Below are 17,773 nucleotides of genomic sequence, written 5' to 3' on the forward strand. Positions count from 1 at the left end.
GTACGTTTACTGCTGTTGGCTTAGTTAGAAGCCGACAGCGAGGCAATTTCAACGCGAGCACCGCCGCCCATCGTGGACGAGACGGCCAGCTTGCGCAGGTAAATGCCCTTGGCAGCTGCGGGACGAGCCTTTTGCAGGGCGTCGACCAGAGCGGCCAGGTTGGTTTGCAGCTGTTCCACGCCGAACGACGCACGGCCGATCGTTGCGTGGATGATGCCAGCCTTGTCGGTGCGGTACTGAACCTGACCGGCCTTGGCGTTCTTGACAGCGGTCGCGACGTCAGGCGTCACGGTGCCGACCTTCGGGTTCGGCATCAGGCCACGGGGACCCAGGATCTGGCCCAGGGCACCCACGACACGCATCGTGTCGGGCGAAGCGATGACCACGTCAAAGTCCATTTGACCGGCCTTGATCTGGTCAGCCAGGTCGTCCAGGCCAACGATGTCGGCGCCGGCGGCCTTGGCGGCCTCAGCCTTTTCGCCTTGGGCGAACACGGCCACGCGGACCGACTTGCCGGTGCCGGCGGGCAGAACGACCGAGCCGCGAACCAGTTGGTCCGACTTCTTCGGGTCGATGCCGAGCTGCACAGCCACGTCAATGGATTCATTGAACTTGGCGACAGCGGTTTCCTTGACCAGCGTCAGGGCTTCAGCGACCGGGTACAGCTTGGTGCGGTCGATCTTTTGTGCAATAGCGGCGGCGCGCTTGGACAGTTTTGCCATGATTAGATCCCCTCAACCGTGATGCCCATGCTGCGGGCGCTGCCAGCGATCGTGCGCACAGCGGCGTCCAGATCAGCGGCGGTCAGATCGGGGCCCTTGGCCTTGGCGATTTCTTCAGCTTGAGCGCGGGTCAGCGTGCCGACCTTGTCGGTATGCGGCTTGGCCGAACCCTTTTGCACGCCAGCAGCCTTCTTGATGAGGACCGTCGCGGGCGGGGTCTTCATGATGAAGGTGAAGCTCTTGTCCGCGAAAGCGGTGATCACCACCGGAATCGGCAGACCAGGCTCCATGCCTTGGGTCTTGGCGTTGAACGCCTTGCAGAATTCCATGATGTTCAGGCCGCGTTGACCCAATGCCGGGCCAATCGGGGGGGAGGGGTTAGCCTTACCAGCCGGTACTTGCAGCTTGATAAAGCCGACGATCTTCTTCGCCATGCTTTGCTCCTTGCGGGTTATATCGCCCGGACCTTACTGGCCTGGGCTCCCCGGGGGTTGAAATCAGGTCTTTTCGACCTGGCTGAAATCGAGTTCGACGGGTGTGGCACGACCAAAAATGGTGACCGACACGCGCACCTTGCTCTTTTCGTAATTGACTTCTTCGACGTTGCCGTTGAAGTCCGCAAACGGACCTTCCTTGACCCGAACCATCTCGCCCACTTCGAACAAAATCTTGGGGCGGGGTTTCTCGACACCCTCTTCCATCTGGGAGAGGATCTTCTCGACTTCCTTTTCGGAAATCGGGGTCGGACGGTTGCCCGAGCCACCCAAAAAGCCGGTGACGCGGTTCGTATTCTTGACCAAATGCCACGTTTCGTCGGTCAGATCCATTTCAACCAGGACATAACCAGGGAAAATACGGCGTTCGGTGATCGACTTCTGTCCACCCTTGACCTCGACGACTTCTTCGGAGGGCACAAGGATTCGGCCGAAAGACGTTTGCAAGGCCGCGCGCTCGATGCGCTCAATCAGGGCCTTGTGAACACTCTTTTCCATGCCGGAGTACACATGGACGACATACCAACGCTTACTCATTCGCCGTCCTTATTTCCAGCCCAACAACAGGCCGTAAAGAATCCATTCGATGCCCTTGTCGAGCACCCACATGAAAATGCCCATGACCGCCACGAACGCAAAAACGATACCCGTCATCTGGGTCGTTTCCTTGCGGGTGGGCCACGCGACACGCTTGACTTCGTTGTAGGACTCGTTGGCAAAGCTCAGGGTGCGGCGGCCGGGCTCGCTGAACCAGGCGATCACCGCAGCGATCACGAGGCCGCCGACGAACACGCCGACACGAGCAGGCATCGGCTGTGCGCTAAGCACGGAAAACCCGACGATGCCAGCAATAACGACGAGAACCGCCAGCCCGAGCTTGACCCGGTCGGCGGTACTGGTTACGGTTTCTACGCTGGTATTAGACATATTGCGACGCGAGCCGCCGTGAATGCGTAACTCGCGATGATCTCCCGCGGGTTTATCCTGGCGGTGGCAGGGGCAGTAGGAATCGAACCTACAACCTTCGGTTTTGGAGACCGACGCTCTGCCAATTGAGCTATGCCCCTAAAACACTACTGGCTTGCACTACATTCACTGACTTCCCCGACCGCTCAAAACCGCTTTTTCAAGCTATTCGGCGCAAATGATCGCGGAGCCAAACATCATAACACTTTTACGGCAAAAATGGGTAGAGGGACTTTTCGTCCACTCTACCCACTTGGGTATTGCTTACTTCAGGATCTTGGCGACGACGCCGGCGCCGACGGTACGACCGCCTTCACGGATGGCGAAACGCAGGCCTTCTTCCATGGCGATCGGAGCCAACAGCTTGACCGTCATGGCCACGTTGTCGCCCGGCAGAACCATTTCCTTGTCGGCCGGCAGCTCGATCGTGCCCGTCACGTCCGTCGTGCGGAAGTAGAACTGGGGACGATAGCCTTGGAAGAACGGAGTGTGACGGCCGCCTTCTTCCTTGGACAGGATGTACACCTCGGACGTGAAGTCCGTGTGCGGGGTGATCGAGCCCGGCTTGGCCAGAACTTGGCCGCGCTGGACGTCTTCACGCTTGGTGCCGCGCAGCAGGATGCCCACGTTGTCGCCGGCTTGACCTTGGTCGAGCAGCTTGCGGAACATTTCAACGCCCGTGCAAGTCGTCTTGACCGTCGGAACCAGACCCACGATTTCGATTTCTTCGCCGACCTTGACGATGCCGCGTTCGATACGGCCAGTCACCACCGTGCCACGACCCGAGATCGAGAACACGTCTTCAACCGGCATCAGGAACGCGCCGTCAACAGCACGCTCAGGCGTCGGGATGTACGAATCCAGCGCTGCCGCCAGGTTCATGATGGCCTGTTCGCCCAGTTCGCCCTTGTCGCCTTCCAGCGCCAGCTTGGCCGAACCCTTGACGATCGGGGTGTCATCGCCCGGGAAGTCATACTTCGACAACAGTTCGCGGACTTCCATTTCCACCAGCTCGAGCAGCTCGGCGTCGTCAACCATGTCAGCCTTGTTCAGGAAGACGATGATGTACGGCACGCCAACCTGGCGGCTCAGCAGGATGTGTTCACGCGTTTGCGGCATCGGGCCGTCAGCGGCCGACACAACCAGGATCGCGCCGTCCATTTGCGCGGCGCCCGTGATCATGTTCTTCACATAGTCAGCGTGGCCCGGGCAGTCAACGTGCGCGTAGTGACGCGCTTCCGTTTCGTACTCGACGTGAGCCGTGTTGATCGTGATGCCGCGAGCCTTTTCTTCAGGAGTCGCATCGATCTGGTCGTAGCCCTTGGCTTCGCCACCGAACTTGTTCGACAGAACGGTCGTGATAGCTGCCGTCAACGTCGTTTTGCCGTGGTCAACGTGACCAATCGTACCCACGTTCACGTGCGGCTTGGTACGTTCAAACTTGCCTTTTGCCATGGCTGACTCCTGACCTGGATTGCGCTTCAGACTGAAGAAAAGAACTTGGAAATTTGTGGTGCCCATGGCGCGGATCGAACGCGCGACCTCTCCCTTACCAAGGGAGTGCTCTACCACTGAGCCACATGGGCATTTAAAAATCTTGGAGCGGGTGAAGGGAATCGAACCCTCGTCGTAAGCTTGGAAGGCTTCTGCTCTACCATTGAGCTACACCCGCGGCATACCCATTCACCTTCTCTTTCCCAAACCCTCAAAATCAAGGCCCGGAGAACCTTACAACCTTCTTTACGAAGGTCGCCCAGTTCCCTAGGCCTAATTTAAAATCCAGGCAGACATCGCCTGGATTCAAGAGTTGGGTCTCTGGTGGAGGAGATTGGATTCGAACCAATGTAGGCGCAAGGCCAACAGATTTACAGTCTGCCCCCTTTAACCACTCGGGCACCCCTCCAGCGGAGAACTTGAGATTATGAACACTTTCAAATCCGGTGTCAAACCCTTCGGATGAAAATCTTCAAAACTTTCGTTCAGCCACCCGCGTTTCCGCGCAGAGGGGGCGAAGCTTACAGGTTTCCGCGAATTGATGCACGCAAAAGTTGTGAATATTGGTCGGCGGTGAAAATAATGGGGTTGGTTCCCCCCGAGGGATCCTCGCTGGCCATACGCCCTACCCGGTCGGCCTGGGCGTCGTCGATGCCGATTTCCGCCAGGGTGTGGGGAATGCCGACGGACTCGCGCAAACGCAGCACCCAGTCCAGCACCGCCCCCGGACCGGTGCCCGGCAGATCCAGATAGCGGGCCAGCGCCTCAAGCCGGGGCGCCACCGCGTGCTGGTTGGCCTTCAACACATAAGGCATCAGGATCGCGTTCAACATGCCGTGGTGCGCGTCGTATAGCGCGCCCAGCGGATGCGCCAGCGCGTGCATCGCGCCGAGCCCGCGCTGGAAGGCCGTGGCGCCCATGCTTGAGGCCACGAGCATCTGCTGACGGGCCTGGAGGTCCGTGCCGTCAGCCACGGCCTGCGGCAGGTATTCCTTGACCATCCGCATGCCTTCGATGGCAATGCCGGCCGCCATCGGATGGAAGAACGGCGAACAGTACGCCTCCAGATTGTGCGACAGCGCGTCCATGCCGGTTGCCGCCGTGATCTTCGGCGGCAGCCCCACCGTCAGCTCTGGGTCCAGGATGACGATGGCCGGCAGCATGCGGGCATGGAAAATGATGCGCTTGACCTGTGCGGCTTCGTCCGTGATGACCGATGCGCGGCCCACTTCGGACCCCGTGCCTGCGGTAGTGGGCACCGCCACCACAGGCGCCATCCCGGCCACGTTCACGCGCTGATAGTTGTCGCCGATATCCTCGAAGTCCCACAGCGGGCGCTTCTGGCCCACCATCAGCGCAATCGCCTTGGCCGCGTCCAGCGCCGAGCCGCCACCGAAAGCGATGACACCGTCATGCCTACCCTGCTTATACGCGGCGACGCCGTCTTCGACATTGCGGCCCGTCGGGTTGCCCTTGACCTCGTGGAAGAGGCCACACTCCAAGCCAGCCTGGCGGCAGGCGCGCACGGCGTCGCCCACCATCGGCAATGCCGCAAGGCCCGGATCCGTGACAAGCAAGGGCCGCCGCATGCCGAGTTCTGCGCACCAATCGGCAAGCTCCTTGACGCGGCCCGGCCCCGCCTTGATGGCGGTGGGGAAGTTCCAGTTGACGCTTGGCACAGTCATGATTCGATTCCTGAAGGCGTCGGGTCAGACGCTGCGAAGATGAAAGGATTTGGCTTGCGTGAGCTGCTCGTAGCCGACGACCGACAAGGACACGCCACGCCCCGTGTTCTTGACGCCCGTCCACGCCAGCGCGGGGTCCAGGTAATCGCAACGGTTCATGAAGAAGGTACCGGTGCGCACTTGCCGGCCCAGCGTCAACGCAGCGTCTTCGTCTTGCGTGAACACCGCGGCCGTCAGTCCGTAGGGGCTGTCGTTCATCAACGCGACGGCCTCGTCGTCCGTGTCGACGGGCATGACGCCCACGACCGGACCGAAACATTCATCGTTCATGACACGCATGCGATGGTTTACTCGCGTAAGCAATGCGGGCGCGACGTAAGGCGAGCCATCGCTCGCATTACTGAAATGCGAGGGATCAATCAGGTTTTGAGCGCCGGCCGACACGGCTTCTGCAACGACGTCGCGAATCTCGGCGGCGGCGCGGGCACGGACGACCGGCCCCAACGTCGTTTCGGGGTGCAGCGGATTGCCCAGTACGTAACCGTTTGTCAGCGCGACGGCCCGCTCGACAAATTCGTCGTACAGCGGCCGTGCGACGTAGATGCGCTGGATGCCGCAGCAGGATTGGCCCGAATTGAAGAAGGCGCCGTCGACCAGGGTCTCGACGGCGTGATCCAACTTGGCATCCGCGCGCACATAAGCCGGATCGTTGCCGCCCAGCTCCAGGCCTACCCCGATGAAGCGCCCCGCCGCGCTTTCCTCGACGATGCGTCCACCGCGAACCGATCCCGTGAACGACACGTAGCCGATCTCGGGCGCGCGGATCAGCCGCTGGACGGTGTCGTGGTTGGCATGCAGGTACTGGAACACGCCCTTGGGCGCGCCGGCGTCGCGGAAGGCGCGTTCGATCAGCTCGGCACACAGAGGCGTCTGGTCGGAGTGTTTCAGGATGACGGTATTGCCCGCCATCAAAGCGGGGACGATGCTGTTCACCGCCGTCAGCAAGGGGTAGTTCCAGGGCGCGACGGTCAGGGCGACGCCGATGGGCTCACGACTGATGAAGCGGGTGAAGCCCGCCTGATCGGGCACGCGCAGGGGCGCCAGCGCCGCGTCGGCGATCGATATCATGTGGCGCGCCCGCGCTTCGAAGCCCGCGACCTCGCCCGGCGTGTAGCGCAAGGGGCGCCCCATCTGGATCGTGATGGCCCGCGCGATCTCGTCCTTGGCGGCCACGAAACGGTCGACGGCCGCCGACACGATGCGCCCCCGTTCGCCCACGCCTAGCGCCTGCCAGGCGGCTTGCGCGGATTGGGCTTGCGCCAGTGCCTGCGCGATCTGCGCGTCGCTGGCATAGGCGCGGCGCACGACCTCGCGCCCGTCAATGGGACTGATGGTGATGAGTTCCTGGGTCATGGTGGCCCTATGCAAGCGGTTGGACGGGATCAGATGATTTCAAAGTAGCGTGCCAGTTCCCAGTCGGTCACGTGCCGCCGGAATTGCCGTTCTTCCCATTCGCGCGTCGCGGCATAGTGCTCGACGAAGGGATCGCCAAACAGATGGCGGGCCGCTTCGGAGCCGCGCAAGCGTTGCGCCGCCTCCCACAACGTCGTGGGCAGGTGCAGATGGGCCGGAAATTTCTGGGTATAGGCGTTGCCTTGCACCATGGGTTCGGGCTTGAGCCCTTGCTCGATGCCGTACAGGCCCGAGGCCAGCGCAGCGGACAGCGCCAGGTAGGGATTGGCGTCCGCCGAGCCGATGCGCACCTCGACGCGCTGCGACTTGTCGCTGCCCGGAATGAGGCGCAGCGCGGTGGTGCGGTTTTCCATGCCCCAGGTGGCGTCCAGCGGCGCCCAATAACCGGGTACCAGGCGCGAATAGCTGTTGATCGTCTGCGCGTACAGCGCCATGAACTCGGGCAGGTAGCGCTGGACGCCCGCCATGAAGGACGTCTGCGCCGCGCTCATGCCGTGCGGCTGCGATTCGTCATAGAAGGCCGACCGACCGCTTTTCCTGTCGCGCAGCGACAAATGGATGTGGCCGCTTTGGCCGGGATGGTCATGCGACCATTTGGCCATGAAGGTCGCCATCAGGCCGTTCTGCTGCGCCAGGGCTTTCGTGAACGTCTTGAACAGGAACGCCTTGTCCCCGGCGGCGGCGGCCTGGTCCACCGCGATGGCCGCTTCCAGCACGCCCGGCCCGGTTTCGGTGTGCAGGCCTTCGATCGGCATGTCCATGCGTTCGCACATGTCCAGCAGCTTGCGGTAGAAATCGCCCTCGACGGTGCTGCGCAGCATGGAATAACCGAAATTGCCCGGCGTCCAGTTCTCCATGTTGCGGTAGTTTTTCGCGCGGACCGAATGCGGTGTTTCGCGAAACATGAAGAATTCGTATTCCAGCGCGGCATAGACGTCGTACCCCATGCCCGCGGCCCGGTCCAGCGTGCGATGCAGCAGCCGGCGCGGACAGATGGCGCCGGCATCCCCTTCGAATTCGGCCAGGAACAACAGCATGTCTTCGCCGCCGGGCCCCTGCTCCAGCGGCAGCCGGCGCCCGGTCTGTGGCACGATGCGCAACTTGGCGTCTGGGTAGGCGGTGTGCCAGCCGGTGTACTTGGTGTTGTCGTAGAGCTGGTCGTCCAGGTCCCAGCCGAACACCACGTCGCAGAACGCCAGGCCGGAGCGCAACGCGCCCAGGAACTTGTCGCGCCGCAGGTACTTGCCCAACATGACGCCGTCGACGTCGGACAGGCCCACCTTGATATGCGAGAGCGGGCTGGCTTGCACCAGCCGCTCTGCGTCTTCCACCGTTGCTACCCCTAGTGCATGCATGCTCGTTCACCTTTGTGGCTGAAGCGTTGCGTTGACCTGCGGGCGGGCGGCGCGGCGTTCAGTTCATGGCCGCCCCCAGCACCCGCATCGCCTGGCGATGCAGCTGCGGCGTGGCGGCCGCGACGACGCGGCCCTGCGATTCGAGGCTGAGCGGCTGCCCAGACCAATCGGTGATGACGCCGCCCGCGCCTTCGATCACGGGCATCAGCGCCAGATAGTCATAGGGTTGCAGGCCGGCTTCGACCACCAGGTCGACATGGCCGCTGGCCAGCAGCCCGTAGCTGTAGCAATCGCCCCCGTAGCGGCGCATGCGCGCAGCGCGGGTCAAGGCGTCGAAAGCCGCCAGTTCGGCGCCTTCGAAGATGTCGGGCGAAGTGGCGTACAGGATCGCGTCGCGCAGTTCGGTGCAGGCGCTGGCCTGGCAGACGTCGCCATTCAGCCGCGCGGGCGAATCGGCCGCACCGATCCAGCGTTCCTGCAGCATGGGGATGTCGATCAGGCCCAGCACCGGGCGCCCCCGGTGCAGCAGCGCCAGCAAGGTGCCCCACAAGGGGTTGCCCGAAATGAAGGCGCGCGTGCCGTCGATGGGATCCAGCGACCACACGAGGTCGGCCTCGGTGTGCAGCGCGCCGAACTCTTCGCCAAAGATGCCGTGGTGGGGATAGTGCTGCGCGATCGCGTCGCGCAGCGCGGCCTCGACCTCGCGGTCGGCCTGCGTGACGGGGCTTTCGTCGGCCTTGGTGTCAACGGACAGCGGGTGCCGGAACCACTTTCGGGACAAGGGCCGAACGCGGTCCGCGAGCGTTTGCGCGAATGAGGAATATTCGGCCAATTGCTGCGCCGGCAGCGCGGCGGAGGTTTGCATCACAGTGCTCCCAGGGGTTTTTCCAGTCTAGACACGTTGCCCCAAATTTGCAAATATACCTAAAACTGCAACCTCACCCTTATCCGGGAAGGTCGCCGTCCGCATCAGTAGCTCGCACCGTTGCCGTGTATTCCCCACCGGAGTTCCATCATGCAATGTATGAAGAAGCTTAGCGTTGTGGTTGCAGTAATTTCCCTAGGTGTCGCGCACGTCGCCCACGCTGGCCCCATCACCGTCTACACCGCGCTGGAGGAAGACGAGATCGCGGCCTATCTGAAGGCGGCCAACGCGGCCATGCCGGACGTGAAAGTCAACGTGCTGCGCCTGTCTACCGGCGACCTGGGCGCCCGGCTGATCGCCGAAGCCGCGAATCCCCAGCAGGACGTGATATGGGGCTTTGCCGTCAGCAACATGCTGGATCCGCGCTTGCAGAACCTGCTTGAGCCCTATGCGGCCAAAGGCATCGACGCCCTTCCCGCCCAGTACAAGGGCGCGGACAACAAGTGGTTCGCCGCCACCGGCTACGTCGCTGCGTTCTGTGTAAACACCGATCGGTTGAAGTCCAAGAACCTGCCTATGCCGACGTCTTGGGAAGACCTGGCGAACCCGGCCTATAAGGGCGAGATCGTCATCCCCAGCCCGGCCGCCTCTGGCACCGGCTACCTGCAAATCGTGGCGTTGCTGCAGGGCCTGGGCAAGGAAAAGGGATGGGCGCTGCTGAAGGACCTGGACAAGAACGTGGCGCAGTACACGCCGTCGGGATCGCGCCCCTGCAAGATGGCGCGCGCCGGTGAATACGCGATCGGCGTGTCGTTTGCCTTCCCCGCCATGCAGTCCATCGAAGAAGGCTACCCGGTCAAGATGGTGATCCCCAAACAGTGGGTGGGCTATGAGCTGGAGGCGTCCGGCTTGATGAAGACGGCGAAGAATCCCGCGGACGCCAAGCGCTTCCTGGATTGGACCCTGTCCGCGCAGGCGGGCGGCCTGTACAGCAAGTACAAGGAACTCGTCACCATCCCGGGCGCCGCCCCCAACAAAGCGGCCGAAGCGGCCGGCCTGCCCAAGGACCTGACCGCCGTGCTGTATCCGGTGGATTTCCAGAAGTCCGCCGCCGATCGCGACGCCACGATCAAGACCTGGCAAGACACCATCAAGCGTTGAGGCAGGCGCGGCGGGCCCGCCCGCCGCCCTAGCGTCCGGGAGACGCCATGTATCTGGAACTGCGCGGCATACGGAAAACCTTCGACGCGTCGGTGGCGCTGGAGGATATCGACCTGTCCGTCGGCGAACACGAATTCGTCTGCCTGCTGGGCCCCAGCGGTTGCGGCAAGACGACCCTGCTGCGCATCGTGGCGGGCCTGTTGCCCTTCGATCGCGGCACCATCACCCTGGGCGGACGCGACCTGAGCGGATTGCCGGCGCGCAAGCGCGGATTCGGCATCGTGTTCCAGTCGTATTCGCTGTTTCCCAACATGACGGTGGCCGAGAACGTGGGCTACGGCCTGCGCATCCGGGGCGAGCCGCGCGACCGCATCGCCGCGCGGGTGGGCGAGTTGCTGGCGTTGATCAAGCTGCCCGACTACGCGCCGCGCTATCCGCACCAGCTGTCGGGCGGACAGCAGCAGCGCGTGGCGCTGGCGCGGGCGCTAGCGGTGGACCCGGCGCTGATCCTGCTGGATGAACCGCTCTCGGCATTGGATGCGCGCGTGCGCACCGACATGCGGGCCGAGATCCACGACGTGCAGCGCCGGCTGAAGATCCCGACCATCATGGTGACGCACGACCAGGAGGAAGCGCTGACGCTGGCCGACAAGATCGTCTGCATGAACGACGGGCGCATCGAGCAGGTCGGGTCGCCGTCCGACCTGTATCTACGGCCCCGCACGCGCTTCGTGGCCAACTTCGTGGGCTTGAGCAATCTGCTGCCCACCGATTGGGTACGCGATGCGATGCCCCATCTGCTGGCGACGCGGCCTGAAGGCGCCAGCGAGCGCTATGAGGCCTGCCTGCGCCCGGAAAACCTGCGCATCGCCGCCGACGAGCAGGGACCTGGCCGCGTGCAGGACCTGACCTTCATGGGCAACCTGACGCGCTTGCGCGTCGCGTGGAAGGGGCGCGAGCTGGTGGTCGAGCAACACGGCGCGGCGGGCCTGTCGCGCGGCGCGCCGGTGCGGCTGGACATGGTGCCCGGCCAATGCGCCTGGGTCAGCGTATGACGCGGCCGGGCGGAGTCCGCCGATGAGCACGCTGCATGCCGGCGCGGCCGGCGCCGCGACGGCCGGGCGTGCCCCCTGGTCGGCCGATCGGCTGCTGCTGTGGACCTGCGTGGCGATTCCGCTGGCGGGTCTGGCGCTGTTCTTCCTGTATCCGCTGGCCACCGTCGCGTGGCGCAGCCTGGTAGAAAAAGATGGCTCGATCGGGCTGGGCAACTATGCCGAGGTATTCGCCACCCGCGGCATCCTGACCGCCACCGTCAACAGCCTCGTGATGAGCGCGGCCACTACCGTCGTCAGCATTACGCTGGGCTTCGCCATCGCCTACGGCCTGGACCGCAGTTGCATGCGCGGAAAGGCGTTCGTACGGCTGGCGCTGGTACTGCCGCTGCTGGCGCCGTCGCTGGTGCAGGGCCTGGGTCTGATCTTCATCCTGGGGCGCAACGGGCTGGTGCACCGCTGGACCGGCTGGGAAGTCGATATCTACGGCTTCTGGGGCCTGTTGATCTCGAACGTGTTCTACGCCCTGCCCCAAGCGGTACTGATCCTGCAGGCCGCGTTGCGCAACACGGACGCCCGCTATTACGACGCGGCCGAAGTCATGGGCGCGTCCAGTGCACGGCAATTCTTCGACATTACCCTGCCCAACTGCAAGTTCGGGCTGCTGAGCGCGGCCTTCGTGGTGTTCGTCATCACCATCACCGACTTCGGCAACGCGGCGGTGATCGGCGGCAACTACCGAGTGCTGGCCACGGAGATCTATAGCCAGGTGTCAGGCCAGATGAATTTCGGCATGGGGTCGGTGGTGGGCATCTTGCTGCTGCTGCCGTCGCTGATTTCCGTGCAGATCGAACGCGTGGCCTCGCAACGCCAGTTCGGATCGGCCTCGCCCAGCGGCATGCGGGTGGCGCCCCAGCCCGCGCCGGCTCGCGACGTGGTGTTCGGCATCGGCGTGCTGCTGGCCTGCAGCACGATCATCCTGACGGTGGCGACGGTGGTCTTCGCCAGTTTCATGCGGCTGTGGCCCTACCGCATGGAATGGACGCTGAAGCACTATGACATCACCGTCAGCGGCGGCTACGCCCCCCTGTGGACGTCGCTGTACCTGTCGCTGGCGGCAGCCGGCGGCGGCGTGCTGCTGCTGTTCTTCCTGTGCTTCGGCGTCTGCCGCATCGGGCGCGGCTGGGCCAAGATCGTATACCTGCTGTCCGTGCTGCCCGTCGGGGTGCCGGGCCTGGTGCTGGGGCTGTCCTACATCTTCGCGTTCAATGCGCCCGGCACGCCCTTGTATGCGCTGTACGGCAGCGCGGCGCTGATCGCGCTGTGCAATTTCTACCACTATCACACGCAAGGGTTCCTGACGATGATGACGGGGATGCGCGCCGTGCCGCAGGCCCTGGAGGAAGCCGTCAGCTGCCTGGGCGGGGGCACCGCGCAGGTGTTGCGCGACGCAGTGCTGCCGCTGATCGCGCCTACCGTGCTGGGCGTGTTCTTTTTTCTGTTCATGCGATCGATGGTCACGCTGTCGGCGGTGATCTTCCTGGTGACGCCGACCGTCAGCGTGGCGCCCGTGTCGGTGTTGCGGCTGGACGAGGCCGGGTTCGTTTCGCAGGCAGCGGCGTATTCCACGCTTATCATGCTGGTCGTTGGAGGTTCTCTGCTGGCCATGCGCGCGTTGATCGCCGGGGCGGCGCGGCGGCGGGGATAGATTAGGAAGCATCGGATATGTGGCAAGAAGAGCGGTATCAAAGAATCCGCGCCCTGCTGTCGTCATTGCAGCAGGTATCGACCGACCGCATCGTCGGAGAGCTCGGCGTGTCGCGCGAGACCGTCAGGCGGGATCTGCTTGAACTGGAGGCGATGGGAGAATTGCGGCGCGTGCATGGCGGCGCCGTGCCGGTGCACAGCGAGCCCCCGATCGCCGAACGCGTGCACACGCGCGTGAAGTACAAGCGCGCCATCGCGCGCGCGGCGGCCGGTCTTGTGGCCAGCGGCCAGACCTTGTTCCTGGACGCGGGCAGCACCACAAGCGTATTGGCCGACGAACTGGCCAAGCTGTCCGGCCTGACGATCATCACCAACTCGTTCGACGTGGCGCTGAAGGTGGGCGCGGCCGGCAACGGCGCCAATCAGCTGATCATGCTGGGCGGCGCGGTCGGCGGCCCGGTCTGCGCCACTGCCGGCGAGATCACTATCGCCGAAATCCACCGTTACCGCGCCGACCTGGCGCTGCTGTCGCCAGTGGGCGTCGACGCGGAGTGCGGGGCCACCAATTACGATCTGCGCGAAGCGGAAGTTGCGCGCGCGATGACGGCCAACGCCAAGCAGCTGGTGCTGTTGGCCGACTTCAGCAAGATCGGCCTGTGCAGCCGCGTGTCGTTTTGCGGCGCGGACCGCATCGATCATCTGGTCACCAACACCAGCGCGGAGAAATTGCCCGCGTTCGCGGCGCTGAAGGCCGCGGCGGGCAACGTGCTGACGGTGTAAGACCGATGCGGGGCCGGTACGGGCGCCGTCTCAGTCGACCGACACCCCTGCCGTCTTCACCATGTCTGCCCAGTACACGGTGTCTTCCTGCAAGCGCGTCTTGAACGCGTCGGGCCGGCTGCCCACCGGCCAGCTGCCGCCGCTGTTGATCTTGGCGATCACGGTGGGCGACTTCATCGCCTGCGCCACGGCGTCTGCCAGATAGGCGACGCGATCGGGCGGCGTGCCGGCAGGCGCAAACAAGCCGTACCAGTCATCGGCGGTGATGCCGTCCAGGCCGCTTTGCTTGAGCGTGGGCGCGCCCTTGAAGACGCCAATGCTGTTTTCGTGACTGAGAGCCAGGATGCGCAGCTTGCCCGCGGTCACCATCGGTTCTGCCGACGCGGGAGAGGTGATCAGCATGTCCACCGTGCCGCCCATCAGGTCGGTGATGGCGGGCGCCGCGCCGCGATACGGCACGTGCACCAGGTTAACGCCCGCTTTCTTCGATACCAGTGCGCCCATCAGATGACTCATGGTGCCGTTGCCGGGCGTGGCGTACGTGACGATGCCCGGCTGCTTGCGCGCGGCCTCCAGATAGTCGCCCAGCGTCTTGTACGGGCTTTCGGTGCGGGCCACCAGCACCAGCGGCGCAGACGTGATCTGCGAAATCGGCGTGAAATCCTTCACCGGATCGAAACCCACGTTCTTGTACAGGCGCGGGTTGACGGCCATGACGCTGGTCTGCGACATCACCAGGGTGTAGCCGTCGGGCTTGGCGCGCGACACCTGCGCCGTCCCCACGTTGCCGCCCGCGCCCGAACGGTTTTCCACCACGACGCTCTGGCCGGTGATGGCGCCCAGCTCCTGGGCGATCAGGCGCGCCACGTTGTCGTTCCCGCCCCCGGGAGGAAACGGCGAAACCACGGTGATGGCCTGCCTGGGATAATCGGCGGGCGCTTTCAGCGTCTGGGTTTGCGCGAGGGCGCTAGCGCCCCACGCCAGGCCCGCCATCGCCAGGGCGGCTGTCCCGCAAGCGTGCAATACATGGTGCTTCATCTGGATTTCCCCTTGAGTCGGCGGCCGGATACTCGGCCGTCCTTTGCATTCCGGTTCGCCATGAACCGTCCGCACCCCGTCGGCAAAGGCCGCCGGGGCGTATTGATCGGGTTGATGCGTCTGTGGTGGCGCCATGCGGCCTCTGCGGGCCGCTCTGGCGCTTGTGCCCTGGACGGGCAGCGTCAATGCCCGGCGTCAGCTGGCGGGAAACCGGTAGCCTGCCAGCTCGCGTTCATCGATCTGCTTGACCAGGTTTGTTTCCCAGGACAGGTATTGGCGCGCCGCGGCCTTGTTGCCGTCGTGGCGGTCATGCACGAAGAACAGATAGTCGATGCACTCGCTGTCGGCGGGCACGGCAGGCGTGGATTCCAATGCGATACCGGCCGCCTTCCAACCGACGGGCGTGCCGGTGTTCACCTTGACGTCCGTCACGCCCAGGGCGGCCAGATCTTGCACTGCCCACGCCGCGATGGCGGCGTCTTCGGCCAGCAGGACGACGGGACGGCCGGTATCCAGCTCCAGGCGGTCCAGGCGCGGGCGGATCGACCAACGCGCCCCCGCGATGTGGCTGGCGCGATAGCGCATGCCCGGGCGCAAATCGATGGCCTGGGCGCCCTGCGCCAACGCGGCGGCCAGGCCGGCATCGGACAGCGCCGAAACGACGGGGGTCTCGACAACCGGCGCGTCGTTCGACAGGTCGGCGCACACGCCATCCCGCAGCACGCACGCGTCCCAGCCCATCTGCCGCAACCAGCTGGCCACCACGGGCGCGCGCACGCCTTCCGCATCGAACACGACGATGCGGGCGCCGCGCACGGCCAGGTACTGGTCGGTGGCCTGCACCAATTGCCCGCCCGGCGTGTGCTGCGCGCCGGGTAATGAACCTTGCGCGAATTCCTCGGCGCTGCGCACATCGCACAGGAAGGTGCTGCGCGTGGCGTCGCGCAGCCATGCCTGCACGGCGCCGGCGTCCACCACCGGCACGCCGTGGCGTTCAGCCAATTGCGCCGAACGGGCAGCTAACGCCGGCAGTTCAGCGGGCGAGATGTCGTCGTCATAGCGACGGCTTGCGCCGTGTTCCAGCTGCAGGTCTTCCAGATACCAGCCTTGCGTGCCGTTCTCCAGCGCATAGACGGGGTTGGGCACGCCCAGATTGATGAGGGTCTGCGCGCCGATGATGCTGCGCGTGCGGCCCGCGCAATTGATGACGATGGTCGTGCCGGGATCCTTGGCCAGCGTGTGGGCGCGCAGTGCCAGCTCGCCGTTCGGGCAGCAGATGCCGCCGGGAATGCTCATCTTCTGGTATTCGGCGAACGGCCTGCCGTCCAGCACGATCAAGTCGTCGCCCCGCCGTTGGCGCTCGGCCAGTTCACGGGCGCCGATACGCGGGGTATGGAAAACTTCTTCGGCCAGTTCGCCAAAGGTCTTGCTGGGCACGTTCACACCGGCAAAGGCGGCGTAGCCGTCCTGCTGCCACTGCGCGATGCCGCCGGCCAGCCGATGCACCTGGCGGTAGCCCAGCTTCGCCAACGCGAGGACGGCGCGTTCTGCGGTGCGGTCGCCGCCGCCATCGTCGTACACGACAACCCGCACATCGCGGCGCGGGGCCAGGCGGACGATATCGATCTCAAGCCGGCTGTACGGCACCGGCGCCGCGTAGAACAGGTGCGACTCGCCGTATTGACCGTGTTCGCGCACATCCAGCAAGGCGATCTCGCGGCCGTCGTGCAGCCATTGCTTAAGCGTGTGCGAGTCGATATCTGCGGCGCAAGAGGCGGAAGTGAGGGGCATCATGAGATTCGTAGGGAACGGGGGGATTGGGTAAGCGCGGACAAGGCTTGTTCAAGGTCGCCGATCAGGTCGTCGGGGTCTTCCAGGCCGATATGCAGGCGCAGCATGGCGCCGCGGGGCGTCGGGTCAGGCAGCGAACGCGAGTTCAACTGCGCCGGGATCACCAGGCTTTCAAAGCCGCCCCACGACGCACCGATGCCGAACAGACGCAGGCTGTCGATCAGCCGCTCGGCATCCTCTATGTGGTACCCGCCATCGAGTTCGACCGTCAGCAGACCGTTGGCGCCGGTGCAATCGCGTCGCCAGATCGCGTGCGACGGGTCGCCGGGCAAGGCCGGACACAGCACGCGCGCAACCTCGGCGCGGCCCTGCAACCATTCGGCGACCCGCAACGCGTTCCTGGCATGCTGCGCCATGCGCAGCGGCAGTGAACGCATGCCGCGCAGCACCAGGAAGGCGTCGTCGGCCCCGACCGTCTGGCCGAAGTCGATCGAGGCGCGTTCCAGTGCGCGCCAGGCGCGCTGGTTGACGACGGCGGCGCCCATCATCACGTCGGCATGGCCGCCCAGGTATTTGGTGGCCGCCAGAAGGGAAATGTCGGCGCCCAGCGTCAACGGTTTGTATATCAAACCGGACGCCCACGTGTTATCCACAGCCAGCCAGCAATCGTGTTTTCGCGCGGCTGTGGATAACTCGGTAAGGTCCGGCATCTCGTAAGTCAGCGACCCGGGCGACTCCGCATAGATCATGCGGGTATTGGGCCTGATCAGCGCCTCGATGCCGACGCCGTCCGGCCGGTAGAACGTGGCTTCGATGCCCAGCCGCGTCAGGTGCTCGACGCAGAAGCGGCGCACGGGTTCGTACACAGCATCGGTCACCAGCACATGGTCGCCGGTGCGCAGATACGCCAGCAGCACGGTCGCGATCGCGGCCTGGCCGGTGGGATACAGCGCGGCGCGATAGCCCTGTTCCAGCTCGACCAGCGCGTCTTCCAGCGCGTGCGTGCTGTCGGTGCCGCGCGCGCCGTAGGACGGCAGGCGTTCTTGCTCGCGGCGTTCGCGTGTGTCGCGCCAGGCGGCGACGCTGTCGAAGACGTAGGTGCTGGCGCGCGTGACGGGGGTGTTGACCCATCCTTGATGGGGACGCCCCGCCCGCAGCAAACGCGTTGCGGACCGGTAGGGCTTGTTCAT

At 64.5% G+C, this 17,773-nt stretch carries 16 protein-coding genes and 4 tRNA genes; 4 read left to right on the forward strand and 16 right to left on the reverse strand.

Going from position 1 to position 17,773, the window contains the following annotated elements; all coding sequences use genetic code 11:
• Window positions 1–20 precede the first annotated feature (20 nt).
• From rplA to hisN, 13 genes are all read right to left on the reverse strand, one after another.
• Window positions 21–722: a 50S ribosomal protein L1 gene (gene rplA, locus HG262_RS05945; protein ID WP_006216574.1), complete on the reverse strand. Its 702-nt coding sequence runs from the start codon at window positions 720–722 to the stop codon at window positions 21–23.
• A 2-nt stretch (window positions 723–724) separates the two neighbouring features.
• A complete protein-coding gene (rplK, locus tag HG262_RS05950; protein ID WP_006227005.1) occupies window positions 725–1,156 on the reverse strand; it encodes a 50S ribosomal protein L11 in 432 nt (143 codons plus the stop codon).
• A 63-nt stretch (window positions 1,157–1,219) separates the two neighbouring features.
• The gene (gene nusG / locus HG262_RS05955; protein WP_105555685.1) at window positions 1,220–1,753 is read right to left on the reverse strand and encodes a transcription termination/antitermination protein NusG; all 534 of its coding nucleotides are present in this window, start codon (window positions 1,751–1,753) and stop codon (window positions 1,220–1,222) included.
• A 9-nt stretch (window positions 1,754–1,762) separates the two neighbouring features.
• Entirely contained in the window at window positions 1,763–2,143 is a 381-nt protein-coding gene (gene secE, locus HG262_RS05960; protein ID WP_105555684.1) for a preprotein translocase subunit SecE, read from the reverse strand.
• Window positions 2,144–2,207: 64 nt separating this feature from the next.
• Window positions 2,208–2,283 (reverse strand) — tRNA-Trp (locus tag HG262_RS05965).
• Between the two features lie 163 nt (window positions 2,284–2,446).
• Window positions 2,447–3,637 (reverse strand): elongation factor Tu, encoded by a 1,191-nt coding sequence (gene tuf / locus HG262_RS05970; protein WP_057285896.1) that lies wholly within the window; start codon window positions 3,635–3,637, stop codon window positions 2,447–2,449.
• Window positions 3,638–3,693: 56 nt separating this feature from the next.
• Window positions 3,694–3,768, reverse strand: a tRNA-Thr gene (locus HG262_RS05975).
• A 12-nt stretch (window positions 3,769–3,780) separates the two neighbouring features.
• Window positions 3,781–3,854, reverse strand: a tRNA-Gly gene (locus tag HG262_RS05980).
• A gap of 144 nt (window positions 3,855–3,998) precedes the next feature.
• A tRNA-Tyr gene (locus HG262_RS05985) sits at window positions 3,999–4,085 on the reverse strand.
• 112 nt (window positions 4,086–4,197) lie between these two features.
• Window positions 4,198–5,361, reverse strand: a complete 1,164-nt coding sequence (locus HG262_RS05990; RefSeq protein ID WP_169270140.1) for an iron-containing alcohol dehydrogenase — start codon at window positions 5,359–5,361, stop codon at window positions 4,198–4,200.
• Between the two features lie 24 nt (window positions 5,362–5,385).
• Window positions 5,386–6,774, reverse strand: a complete 1,389-nt coding sequence (locus HG262_RS05995) for an aldehyde dehydrogenase family protein (protein WP_169270141.1) — start codon at window positions 6,772–6,774, stop codon at window positions 5,386–5,388.
• Between the two features lie 29 nt (window positions 6,775–6,803).
• Window positions 6,804–8,189 carry a glutamine synthetase gene (locus tag HG262_RS06000; RefSeq protein ID WP_169270142.1) on the reverse strand — a complete coding sequence of 462 codons (1,386 nt, stop codon included), beginning with the start codon at window positions 8,187–8,189 and terminating at the stop codon, window positions 6,804–6,806.
• A 58-nt stretch (window positions 8,190–8,247) separates the two neighbouring features.
• Complete coding sequence (gene hisN / locus HG262_RS06005) at window positions 8,248–9,054, reverse strand: histidinol-phosphatase (RefSeq protein ID WP_169270143.1); 807 nt, start codon at window positions 9,052–9,054, stop codon at window positions 8,248–8,250.
• A gap of 150 nt (window positions 9,055–9,204) precedes the next feature.
• Between hisN and HG262_RS06010 the strand changes: the two genes are divergently transcribed.
• The 4 genes from HG262_RS06010 to HG262_RS06025 are packed head-to-tail and all read left to right on the forward strand — an operon-like array spanning window position 9,205 to window position 13,754.
• The gene (locus tag HG262_RS06010; RefSeq protein WP_169270144.1) at window positions 9,205–10,215 is read left to right on the forward strand and encodes an ABC transporter substrate-binding protein; all 1,011 of its coding nucleotides are present in this window, start codon (window positions 9,205–9,207) and stop codon (window positions 10,213–10,215) included.
• Window positions 10,216–10,262: 47 nt separating this feature from the next.
• Complete coding sequence (locus HG262_RS06015) at window positions 10,263–11,270, forward strand: ATP-binding cassette domain-containing protein (RefSeq protein WP_169270145.1); 1,008 nt, start codon at window positions 10,263–10,265, stop codon at window positions 11,268–11,270.
• A 22-nt stretch (window positions 11,271–11,292) separates the two neighbouring features.
• Window positions 11,293–12,975 carry an ABC transporter permease subunit gene (locus tag HG262_RS06020; protein ID WP_169270146.1) on the forward strand — a complete coding sequence of 561 codons (1,683 nt, stop codon included), beginning with the start codon at window positions 11,293–11,295 and terminating at the stop codon, window positions 12,973–12,975.
• 17 nt (window positions 12,976–12,992) lie between these two features.
• On the forward strand, window positions 12,993–13,754 hold the full coding sequence (locus HG262_RS06025; protein ID WP_169270147.1) for a DeoR/GlpR family DNA-binding transcription regulator: 762 nt from the start codon (window positions 12,993–12,995) through the stop codon (window positions 13,752–13,754).
• 30 nt (window positions 13,755–13,784) lie between these two features.
• Here the strand turns inward: HG262_RS06025 and HG262_RS06030 are convergent, their stop codons facing one another.
• From HG262_RS06030 to metC, 3 genes are all read right to left on the reverse strand, one after another.
• The gene (locus tag HG262_RS06030; RefSeq protein WP_169270148.1) at window positions 13,785–14,792 is read right to left on the reverse strand and encodes a tripartite tricarboxylate transporter substrate binding protein; all 1,008 of its coding nucleotides are present in this window, start codon (window positions 14,790–14,792) and stop codon (window positions 13,785–13,787) included.
• Between the two features lie 195 nt (window positions 14,793–14,987).
• Window positions 14,988–16,586 carry a rhodanese-like domain-containing protein gene (locus tag HG262_RS06035; RefSeq protein ID WP_169270149.1) on the reverse strand — a complete coding sequence of 533 codons (1,599 nt, stop codon included), beginning with the start codon at window positions 16,584–16,586 and terminating at the stop codon, window positions 14,988–14,990.
• Window positions 16,583–17,773 (reverse strand): cystathionine beta-lyase, encoded by a 1,191-nt coding sequence (gene metC / locus HG262_RS06040; RefSeq protein ID WP_169270150.1) that lies wholly within the window; start codon window positions 17,771–17,773, stop codon window positions 16,583–16,585. The genes HG262_RS06035 and metC overlap by 4 nt, the downstream gene beginning before the upstream one ends.

Source organism: Achromobacter sp. Bel (assembly GCF_012928505.1).
In the GTDB taxonomy this organism is placed as follows: domain Bacteria; phylum Pseudomonadota; class Gammaproteobacteria; order Burkholderiales; family Burkholderiaceae_B; genus Achromobacter.